Here is a 10058-nt window from a genome sequence, read left to right on the forward strand (position 1 = left end):
AGCTTAGCGCCGCCGCCCGCGACTTACAAAAGTGACCATTTCGTATTACAGTCACTCATCGTTGCCACTCTGGTTCTGTCATGCCCTCACTCCGCCTGCTTGCCGTGCTCATTGTCATTGCCACCAGCCTTGCCGCGGGTTGCGCGGTGGGCCCCAACTACGCCCGTCCGGATGCACCGTTGCCCGACCATTATCTCGGTCAGGCTGCGCTGACTGATCGCCAGGCCACCACGCAGGCGGAGCTGGCCAACTGGTGGGCGGGCTTCAACGACCCGGACCTGAGCCGCTACGTCGGCGCCGCGCTGGCGCAGAACCTGGATCTGGCCCAGGCCACCGCGCGGGTCACCCAGGCCCGCGCCGGGCTGACCGCCGCCACCGCTGCGCTGCTGCCGTCCGGCAACGTCAGCGGCAGTGCCACCCGCGCCTACCAATCGCTGGAGACCCCACTGGGGCAGGTCCTCAACAGCACCCCCGACTTCGACCGCTACGCCAGCGTCTACGAGGCCAATCTGGGCGCCAGCTGGGAGCTGGATCTATTCGGCGGGCTGCGCCGTGGGCGCCAGGCCGCAGTGGCCGACTACCAGGCCAGCGAAGCCGGCGCCGCGGCCACCCGGCTGGCGGTGGCCGCGCAGACCGCCGACATCTACATCAGCATCCGCGGCCTGCAGGCGCGGCTGGACGTGGCGCAGCGCCAGGTCGCGGCCCAGCAAGGGCTGGTGGCGATGGTGACGCTATTGCACGACAAGGGCCTGGCTGCCGAACTGCAATTGCAGCAGGCCCAGGGCGCGCTGTCCCAGGCACAGGCGACCGTGCCCGGCCTGGAAGCGGGCCTGTTCGCGGCAATGAACGCACTGGACGTGATGCTGGGCGCAGCGCCCGGCACCCACCGGGCCGAGCTGGCCGCCAGCAAACCCATCCCGCTGGCGCCGCAGATCGCCGACAGCGGCTCGCCAGCCGACCTGTTGCGGCGCCGGCCCGACCTGATCGCCGCCGAGCGCCGGCTGGCCGCCTCCAATGCGCGTATCGGCATGGCAATGGCCGAGTACTACCCCAAGTTCTCGCTGAGCGGCCTGCTGGGCAGCGCCACCGCCCTCTCCGGCGCCAACCTGTTTACCGGCGATGCCGCGCAGGCGTCCGGCGTGCTGGGGCTGCGCTGGCGGCTATTCGACTTCGGACGCATCAATGCGCAGATCGCGCAGGCCAGGGGGCAGGAAGAAGAGCAGTTGGCCGCCTACCGCCTGGCGGTATTGCGCGCCACCGAAGATGTCGAAAATGCCTTCACCGCGCTGGTCAAACGCGAGCAACAAGCTGCCGTACTGACGCAAGGCGTGGACGCGTTGGGCAAGGCGCGCGGCGCATCGGCGCTGGCGTATGAAAAAGGCACCGTCAGCCTGATCGAAGTGCTCAATGCCGACGACAGCCTGCTGCGTGCCTCCGATGCGCAGGTACAGGCGCGCACCGAAGCCGCACGCAGCGCGGTGGCCACCTTCAAAGCGCTGGGCGGCGGCTGGCAACGCGGCGATACCGCAGCGGTGGCGGTGCAGCAGCGATAGCTGCTGGGGAACAACGATGACGCCTGCTGCACCCGCAGCTGCAGGTGACCTACAGCGATCGGGATCAGACGCCGCTTCCACACCTGACCGGGCGGTCGCGCCGGAATCTGCTCGGCGCGTGTCGCAATGAGGCAGTGGCAGGGCTTCGCGGCTCCATTCGGCATCCGATGCCATGCGAGGATCCGCGCGATGCCACTGTCGGCGTGGCATCGCGCCCTGCAAACAACGCCTTTAGAGCGGCTAACAAAACGTCGCGAGCAGTCGTCAGCTGGGTGTGGACGGCGCGGAGGAGCCAGAGTGTACGAACGGTCCATGCCGCATCGAGCACCGGCCGCGCCCGCCTGGCGGCGAGCATAGTCGGTTTGTTGGCTGCTCTTAATCGGCGTGGAAACGGATGCCCTGGTCGAGCGTGCACTGATACGCCAACAGTGGGCCGCGCTGCTGCAGGCTCGGCAAATCGTACATATACGTGGTCAGCCGCACGCGATTGTCCGGGCTCACCTGGTAGCGCTGAAACTGCTGAAACGGCCGGCCATCGCTGCTGGCGGCAATGAACTGCGTATCGGAAAACGAAAGCGTTCCATCGTCGGTCAGACGGTAGGCACCGAGACGCACCCCGCCGCGGCTGCGGCTGGCCGCAGTGCCCGCCTCCGGCGTACAGCGCGACAGGTCGACCGACACTGCAACGTCATGGCCGGACTCCAGCGTGGCGATCAGATTGGCTGACGAGGTGATGCTCTGCTTGGCGAATGCCGGTGAGATCGTCGCAGATATAGCGACAACGGCAACGGCAAAAACTGCAAGACGACGCGTCGACATGATGGTTCTCCTTGCCAAGCGCACATGCGTGTAACCGTCGGCATGTGCGCGCGGGATGACGGGTTGGCGGTGTGTTCAACGCATGCGCTGCAAACCCCGCACGGCTGGCACAACCGTGTTGCACAGGTGCAGCTGCATGACGCTGGCGCTGTACTGGCCCAAGCTGGCCAGGCGACACATCGCACGCGTCATGCAGCTGCGCAATCGTTTTTGTCAGTGACTCTCAATCGGCGTGGAAGCGGATGCCCTGATTGATCGTGCACAGATACGCCAGCATCGGCCCGCGCTGTTGCAGCGCCGGCAGGTCGTACATGTAGGTGGTGAAGCGCACACTGCCATCCGGACGTAGCTGATAGCGCATGAACTGCTGGATCGGCTTGCCATCGTTGGCCACGGTGAAATGCGAACCCGAAAACGCTGCGGTGCCATCTTCGGTGATGCGGTAGGCATCGATATGGCGGCCACCGCGGGTGCGGCTGACCGGGGTGCCCTCTTCGGGGGTGCAACGACTAAGATCGCTGGACAGGCTGACGTCGTAACCGGCATCCAACGCAGCGATGACATCGGCACGCGTATTGAGCGTTTCGCTGGCGACGGCAGGTAGCGCGGACGCACACAGCACAGCGGCGAGAGCAATGGGAGCAAGACGGGGCATGGCAAACTCCAGGCAGACAAGGGAATGCAGCGCCCTGGGCTGTAGCAAGCCCAGGGTGCACAACATGACCCACTCCCGTCCGCGAGAGCATCCTGCGCTACGCATCGCGCTGCATGTTTGCGCTGTTCGGTGCAGCGCGTGCGCATGTGCACAGTTTTGAGCAATGCCTGCACGCGCAGAGATTGGTTGAAACGCGTCGGTAGAACCGCGATAGAACGAGCGTCGCATCACGATCCAACTGCGCAGCTGCGCGCACGACGCAACAACTCACCCACTACGCAAACACCAAATTCTCGCAGTTCCAACGAGGCCAGCCTGAGATCAAGACAGATCCCGTTTCCCGCTGCGAGAAGGCTTGGGACGAGGGTATGAAGCAAAGCGACGCCTCCACTCAAACCGAACGCAGCAAGCACACTCTCTCCGCACACCACCTCGATCCCGAGAGAAACACATCAAGCGCCCAAGCAACCTCTGAATAACTCATGGCCCAGCGAGAGAGAGTTGCAATCCAGCCTAATCACGACAATCGCCGGCGCTTAAAATCAAACACTTGCGCGTGCTTTAGTCTATCCAAGGCATCGATCGGAAGCCTATGAAAGAGTTTTCCAGAGCTTCCCTAATGCAAACAGCCCATCAGATATTCCATCTACAAACGCGCATTGACCTCGCGCGATACCGGCTCACGCTCCGGCTGTAACGCCGGCGTCGCGCCCAGCAGCAAGCGCTCTGCCAACGCACGTGTCGCCACGCGCAATTCGGGCACTGCGGTGATTTCCCAGTACCGGCCGCGTAGCAGCGGCCCCACGCAATACAACCCCTGCACGATCTGTCCGGCGCCGTCGCGCACGCGCAGTTGCGCATCTGTATCCACACCCAAGCCCAGCGGATCGGCGCGCAACAAGCCGGCTTCGCGCATGCCGGCAATCAGCGGGTCGCTGGTGCGGTCGATATCGGTATCCAGGCCAGTAGCGCGGATCACCGCATCGAAGCGATGCGTCTGCGCATCGGCGGCGGCACGCGGACGAATCACCGCTTCCACGCCATCGGGCACCCAGCGCGCACGCAGCAGCCGCGCTGCGACGATGTTCAACTGGCCGGACGCCTGCAACTGCTGCAAGTGCTCCGCCGCACCCGGCGCGACGCGATGCCGCGCCACTTCCCAGTACGGGCGCAGATGGCGCAGGAAACGCGCACGCTGCGCAAGCGTGAGCCGCTGCCACAGCGGCTGCAGATGCGGGCGCAATGCGTCCACCACACGGCGCCAATCGTCCACCACCGCGCTGAGCTGACGGACACCGCGCAGCAGGCCGCGCAGATCGGCATCCTTGAGCGCGCGTTGCAGATGCGGCGGCAGGTCCAGCGGCGCACCGGGCTGACGCAGATGTGCCTGCGGGGCCAATCCGCGCCTCGAAATCGCCAGCATGCGGCCGCGGTGTCCGCGCGCGTGCAGGGTCAACGCCACATCCACCATGGTCAGCCCGGTGCCGACGATCAGCACGTCATCGTCGGGCGCCAGCCGCGACAATGCATCGCCCTGCCACGGCCAGCCGATGTAGCGCGCATGCACGCTCAACCGCGGGCCGATGCCGGCCAGCGCCTGCGGCTGCAGCGCACCGACCGCCAGCACCACACGGTCGCTATGGAAGGCATCGCCGTTGGCAAGAAACACGCGGAAACCGCGACGCGCACGCTCCACCGCCACCGCCTCCTGCGACAGCCGCATCACCGATGCCTGCGCACCGCTCACCGCCGCATCCAGCTCGCTGCGCAAGTAATCGCCGTAGGCCAACCGCGGCAGGAACTCCAGCCGCCCGCTTTCGCCCAGATGCAAGGTATCGGCGAAGGCGCCGGGCGCCTGCGCATCGATGCCCAGATCCTTGGCACGCACGTTGAGCAAATGCTCCGGTCGCGCCGCGCCGTATGCGATGCCGCTACCGAACGTCTCGGCCACGCCGACCAGGGTGATACGCACCTGCGCATCGGCCGTCTGCGCCAGCGCACGGACCAGCGCGGTGCCGCAAAAGCCGGCACCGATGACGGTGATATGGGTTTCCATGTGCAACTCCCACTGAATGACTCGCACGTTGTGCCCGCAGCGCCGCGTGGTTGTGTAAACAAATGGTTAGCGGCGAGCAACCCGAAAGGCATGAGCTGATCGCCAGCCGTGATGAGGCTTATGGCGCAGGCTGTGCGTGTTGCAGATGGCAGTGAGATGACAGCGGCCGCCACTGCAATGGGTGCTGCCGATGCGGGGTGCGTGTGGTGGGTTTGGCTTGCGCTGCGCAATGCACGCCGGGTCGCCTCCGGGGCTGACGAAGTGCCTTGTCGAGGTGCAGCTGCGTCGAGCTTCGAGATTTGGTGTTGATGTTGATGTTGGTGTTGGTGTGATTTTGGAGATGGTGGCGACTCTGTGCCGGCGCTGATGTCGCGCTGGCGACCGCGTTTTATGGCGGGGCGTCTGTATCCGAACGAAGAGCGGCTGACAAAACGTAGCGAGCAGTCGTCAGGTGGGTGCGGACGGCGCATAAGAACCGGAGTGGACGAGTGGCCCATGCAGCACCGAGCACCGGCCGCGCCAGCCTGGCGGGCATCCAATCCTTCTGTTAGCTGCTCTAAGCGCAGCATCAGGTGTTGTCGCACGACTCTCTAATCGACATGGGCAGCGCTGTGCAGACTGTTGCTGCGCTTTATGCGATGACGCCTTACGCCTGGACAGCACAACGGCCAGCGCACGCATCGGCCACGTCGGCACCAAGCTGTTCGATAATGCGGGTTTTCCGCAATGAGTAACGCCATGCCTCTTTCTGCACACCGTACACAACGCGTGCTGATCGCCGGGGGTAGCCGCGGCATCGGCCTGGCGATCGCAGAGGCGTTTGTGCGTAGCGGCGCTCACGTATCGATCTGCGCGCGCAGTGCAGACGGCCTGACCCAGGCGGCGCAGACGCTGGAAGCCTACGGCACGCCGGTACATACCCTGCCCTGCGATCTTGCCGATGCAGCGCAGATCGAAGCATACGTGCAGGCCGCGGCGCAGGCGCTGGGCGGCCTGGACGTGGTGATCAACAATGCCTCCGGCTACGGTCATGGCAACGACGACGCCAGTTGGCAGGCAGGGCTGGATGTTGACCTGATGGCGGCAGTGCGCTGCAACCGCGCCGCGCTGGCGCATCTGCGCACCAGCGACGCAGCGGTGATCCTCAACATCAGCTCCATCAACGCCCAGCGCCCCACACCGCGCGCGATCGCCTATTCCACCGCCAAGGCCGCGCTCAATTACTACACCACCACACTCGCTGCAGAACTTGCGCGCGACCGCATCCGCGTTAATGCGATCGCACCGGGCTCCATCGAGTTCCCGGATGGACTCTGGGACAAGCGCAGTCGCGACGAACCGGAACTCTACGCACGCATCCGCGACAGCATTCCGTTTGGCGGCTTCGGGCAGGTGCAGCACATCGCCGATGCAGCGATGTTCCTCGCATCGCCGCAGGCGCGTTGGATCACCGGGCAGGTGCTGGCGGTGGATGGCGGGCAGTCGTTGGGGGTGTGATCAGCGCGTGCGTTGATGGAAGACTGCCAGTGCGCAACGCTTGGTAGGAACGTGTTGTTTTGTGCAATGAGGCCATCTCGGTACACGACGTCGCGCGCAGGCACGCTCCTACGCAGGCAGCTGTTGCGCCCTGCGTTGTCATGAAGCTGTCTCCATGCAGCGATACGTGCATGCATCACTGCATGGCGGTGGCAGTATTTAGCGTGGCTCACACAACATAGCGAGCAGTCGTCAGGTGGGTGTGGACGGCGCGCTCAGAACCGGAGTGTACGAGTGGTCCATGCCGTACCGAGCACCGTCCGCGTCCGCGCCCGCCTGGCAGTGAGCACAGTCGTTTTGTTAGCTGCTCTTAGCCAGCCAGTTCCGCCGCCTCGACACTATGCTCGCCACGTGCCGGCGATAGCGCGGCGGTGACCATCGCGGCGGCAATGCGCTCGGCTGGATTGATGCGGAAGCGCCGTGGCAGGATCGGGCCGAGTGCACCAAGCACCAGGCTGCCGAGGTGTTCGCCGGTGCGGCGTTCTTCGCGTTCGCCGCCGATCAGCCCAGGGCGTACGAAGGTCAGCGAGGGGAAGCCGATCGTGCGCAGATCGCGTTCCAGTTCGCCCTTGACGCGGTTGTAGAAGATGCGCGATTGCGCATCTGCTCCGGCCGCCGAGTTCAGCACGAACACCGAGGTGCCCTGCGCGCAGGCAGCGCGCGCCAGGGCCAGCGGGTAATCGTGGTCGATGCGATAGAACGCGTCGCGCGAACCAGCCTGTTTCATGGTGCTGCCCAACGTGCAGATGGCCGATTCCATACGCGGTGCGGTCCAGTGGTCCAGGCGCTCGAAATCGATCACCTGGTTGCGCAGTTTGGGATGGATCTGCGTCAGCGGGCGACGCGTCAGCGCCACCACGCCCGTGCAGCGCGCATCGGCGAGCAGCTGCTGCAACACCTGTTTCCCGACCAGACCGGTCGCCCCTGCCAACAACACATCCATCAGGCCACTCCGCTCATCAACGCCCACCTTCGGAGACGATGCGCGCACTGCTGATCACGCGGTCGCGCTCCACTGCCAGCAAGGTGAGCGAGTGCGCGGGCGCCTTCCACTCGCTGCCGCCGGCCACCACGCGGCCGCCATGACGTGCGGTGTCGACCAGCACGCGCCAGTGTTCGTCGTGCATGGCCGGCAGCGTGAACGACACAGTGGTGGAGGCGGCATTGATCAGCATCAGCAAGGTGACGTTGGCGGCGATCTCGCGCAGGCCGGTAGTCGGCGAGCGGCCATCCAGGCGCAGCATCAGCGCGCGCGCTTCCGGGTCGTGCCAACCGGCTTCGTCCATCTCGGTGCCGTTGGGCGCCAGCCAGGTGAGATCCCGCAAGCCCAGCGCTTCGTCGAACTTGCCGTCGAAGAAGCGTGCGCGATGCAGCAACGGGTAACGCTGACGGATGCGGATCAAGCGGCGCACGAACGCGGCCTGATCGGCAGCGGCAGCCTTGGTAGCGGCCGTCCAGTCGATCCAGCTCAGCTCGTTGTCCTGGCAATACGCGTTGTTGTTGCCGTTCTGGCTATGGCCGAATTCATCGCCGGCCAACAGCATCGGCGTGCCTTGCGAAAGCAGCAAGGTGGCGAGCAGATTGCGCATTTGTTGACGGCGCAGCTGCTTGATCGCCGCGTCGTTGGTCTCGCCTTCAACGCCGTAATTGGCGGAGATATTGTGGTCGCTGCCGTCCCTGCCGTCTTCGCCGTTGGCGAGGTTGTGCTTGCCCTCATAACTGACCAGATCGCGCAGGGTGAACCCGTCGTGCGCGGTGACGAAATTGACCGACGCGGTCGGCCGGCGGCCGCTGTGATCGAACAGATCGGCAGAGCCGGTCAGACGCGTGGCCAACTCGGCCAGTTGCCCGCCATCGCCGCGCCAGAACGCGCGCACGTTGTCGCGGAACTTGTCGTTCCACTCCACCCAACCCGGCGGGAAATTGCCGACCTGGTAGCCACCGGGGCCGATATCCCACGGCTCGGCGATCAACTTGGTCTGGCTCAACACCGGGTCCTGCCGCACCGCATCCAGAAAGCTGCCCGACGGATCGAAACCGTAGCGCTCGCGGCCCAGGATGCTGGCCAGATCGAAGCGGAAGCCGTCCACGTGCATTTCCTGCACCCAGTAACGCAGCGAATCCATCACCATGCGCAGCGCGCCGACGTTGGTCAGGTCGAAGGTGTTGCCGGTGCCGGTGTCGTTGATATAGAAGCGGCGATCGTCGGCCAGGCGGTAGTAACTGGCGTTGTCGATGCCCTTGAACGACAGCGTCGGCCCCAGCTCGTTGCCTTCGGCGGTGTGGTTGTAGACCACGTCCAGCAGCACTTCCAGGCCAGCGTGGTGCAGCCGCGCCACCATCTGCTTGAACTCGGCCACGGTGCGCGTGGACATGTAGCGGCCCTGTGGCGCAAAGAACCCGAGCGTGTTGTAGCCCCAGTAATTGCGCAGGCCTTTTTCCAGCAGGTATTGGTCGTCGACGAACGCGTGAACAGGGAGCAGTTCCACCGCAGTAACGCCGAGTGAGCTGATGTGGTCGATCAGCTCGTCGGTCTTCAGCGCCGAGAACGTGCCGCGTTCTTCCGGCGGCACCGCCGGGTGCAGCATGCTCAACCCGCGCACGTGCGCTTCGTAGATCACCGTGCGGTTCCAGGGCGTCTGCGGCGGGCGGTCCTGGCCCCAGGTGAAGGCCGGGTCGATCACCGCGGATTTAGGCATGAATGCCGCACTGTCGCGGCGATCGAAACTCAGGTCCTTGTCGCGGTGACCAATGGTGTACCCGAACAGATGCGGCGCCCATTTGAGTTCGCCGACAATCTGCTTGGCATACGGGTCCAGCAGCAGTTTGTTGTGGTTGAAGCGATGCCCGGCCTCGGGGGCGTAGGGCCCATGCACGCGGTAGCCGTACAGCTGACCGGGGCGGGCGTCGGGCAAATAGCCGTGCCAGACCTCATCGGTGTATTCGGGCAGCGCGATGCGCTCCTGCTCGCGGCCACGCTCGTCGAACAGGCACAACTCCACGCGCGTGGCATTGCGCGAATACAGCGCAAAATTGACGCCCAAACCGTCCCAGGTGGCGCCGAGGGGGTTGGGACGGCCTTCGCGGATGCGCGAGCGCTGAGTGAACTTGCGAGTGGCCATCGGTAACTCCTTAAAACGGTGAACTCAAGACAATGCGCGGTGTGCGGCTGCGGCGGGCTGTGCACGCTTGCAGGGACGCGCGGCACAACCCACGCAAGGTGGCAGACACCGCGTTACTGGCGCGCAGTGATCGGCGTGGCCGCGTGCTCGGCGGACTGCTCAGCCGCGCGTTCTTCGGCATCCACCAGCCGCTCGGCCATCGCCCAGTGGCGGTGCGCATGCCCGTCCGGGCGGCCTTCAGCCTCCCAGATCTCCTGTGCCAACTGGCGAAGCCGCGCTTGCCGTTCCGTGTCATTCATTGCGTACATTTCCCTCAA

General features: G+C 65.1%; 8 protein-coding genes and 3 other RNA genes. 2 read left to right on the forward strand and 9 right to left on the reverse strand.

From position 1 onward, the window contains the following. The first annotated feature begins 80 nt into the window (after positions 1–80). Positions 81–1553, forward strand: coding sequence for an efflux transporter outer membrane subunit (locus tag ASF90_RS17865; protein ID WP_055853311.1), 1473 nt, complete (start codon positions 81–83; stop codon positions 1551–1553). Positions 1554–1791: 238 nt separating this feature from the next. Here the strand turns inward: ASF90_RS17865 and ASF90_RS22855 are convergent. The 5 genes from ASF90_RS22855 to ASF90_RS22860 all read right to left on the reverse strand — a co-directional run bounded on the left by ASF90_RS22855 (position 1792) and on the right by ASF90_RS22860 (position 5580). Beyond that, positions 1792–1867, reverse strand: a non-coding RNA gene (locus tag ASF90_RS22855) — sX9 sRNA. A 61-nt stretch (positions 1868–1928) separates the two neighbouring features. Beyond that, positions 1929–2372 (reverse strand): VirK family protein, encoded by a 444-nt coding sequence (locus tag ASF90_RS17870; RefSeq protein WP_082473611.1) that lies wholly within the window; start codon positions 2370–2372, stop codon positions 1929–1931. Between the two features lie 223 nt (positions 2373–2595). Beyond that, complete coding sequence (locus ASF90_RS17875) at positions 2596–3027, reverse strand: VirK family protein (RefSeq protein WP_055853312.1); 432 nt, start codon at positions 3025–3027, stop codon at positions 2596–2598. A 646-nt stretch (positions 3028–3673) separates the two neighbouring features. Beyond that, positions 3674–5083 (reverse strand): FAD/NAD(P)-binding protein, encoded by a 1410-nt coding sequence (locus ASF90_RS17880; protein ID WP_055853314.1) that lies wholly within the window; start codon positions 5081–5083, stop codon positions 3674–3676. Positions 5084–5504: 421 nt separating this feature from the next. Further along, a non-coding RNA gene (locus ASF90_RS22860) (sX9 sRNA) lies at positions 5505–5580 on the reverse strand. 241 nt (positions 5581–5821) lie between these two features. Between ASF90_RS22860 and ASF90_RS17885 the strand changes: the two genes are divergently transcribed. Further along, positions 5822–6580 (forward strand): SDR family NAD(P)-dependent oxidoreductase, encoded by a 759-nt coding sequence (locus tag ASF90_RS17885; protein WP_055853316.1) that lies wholly within the window; start codon positions 5822–5824, stop codon positions 6578–6580. 205 nt (positions 6581–6785) lie between these two features. Here the strand turns inward: ASF90_RS17885 and ASF90_RS22865 are convergent. From ASF90_RS22865 to ASF90_RS17900, 4 genes are all read right to left on the reverse strand, one after another. Then, positions 6786–6862, reverse strand: a non-coding RNA gene (locus ASF90_RS22865) — sX9 sRNA. A gap of 67 nt (positions 6863–6929) precedes the next feature. Then, positions 6930–7562, reverse strand: a complete 633-nt coding sequence (locus ASF90_RS17890; RefSeq protein WP_055853935.1) for an NAD(P)H-binding protein — start codon at positions 7560–7562, stop codon at positions 6930–6932. A 16-nt stretch (positions 7563–7578) separates the two neighbouring features. Further along, positions 7579–9741, reverse strand: a complete 2163-nt coding sequence (gene glgX / locus ASF90_RS17895; RefSeq protein WP_055853318.1) for a glycogen debranching protein GlgX — start codon at positions 9739–9741, stop codon at positions 7579–7581. Between the two features lie 113 nt (positions 9742–9854). Further along, positions 9855–10040 (reverse strand): DUF2934 domain-containing protein, encoded by a 186-nt coding sequence (locus ASF90_RS17900; RefSeq protein WP_055853319.1) that lies wholly within the window; start codon positions 10038–10040, stop codon positions 9855–9857. Positions 10041–10058: the final 18 nt, after the last annotated feature.

The sequence above is a fragment of the Xanthomonas sp. Leaf148 genome (genome assembly GCF_001423585.1).
In the GTDB taxonomy this organism is placed as follows: domain Bacteria; phylum Pseudomonadota; class Gammaproteobacteria; order Xanthomonadales; family Xanthomonadaceae; genus Xanthomonas.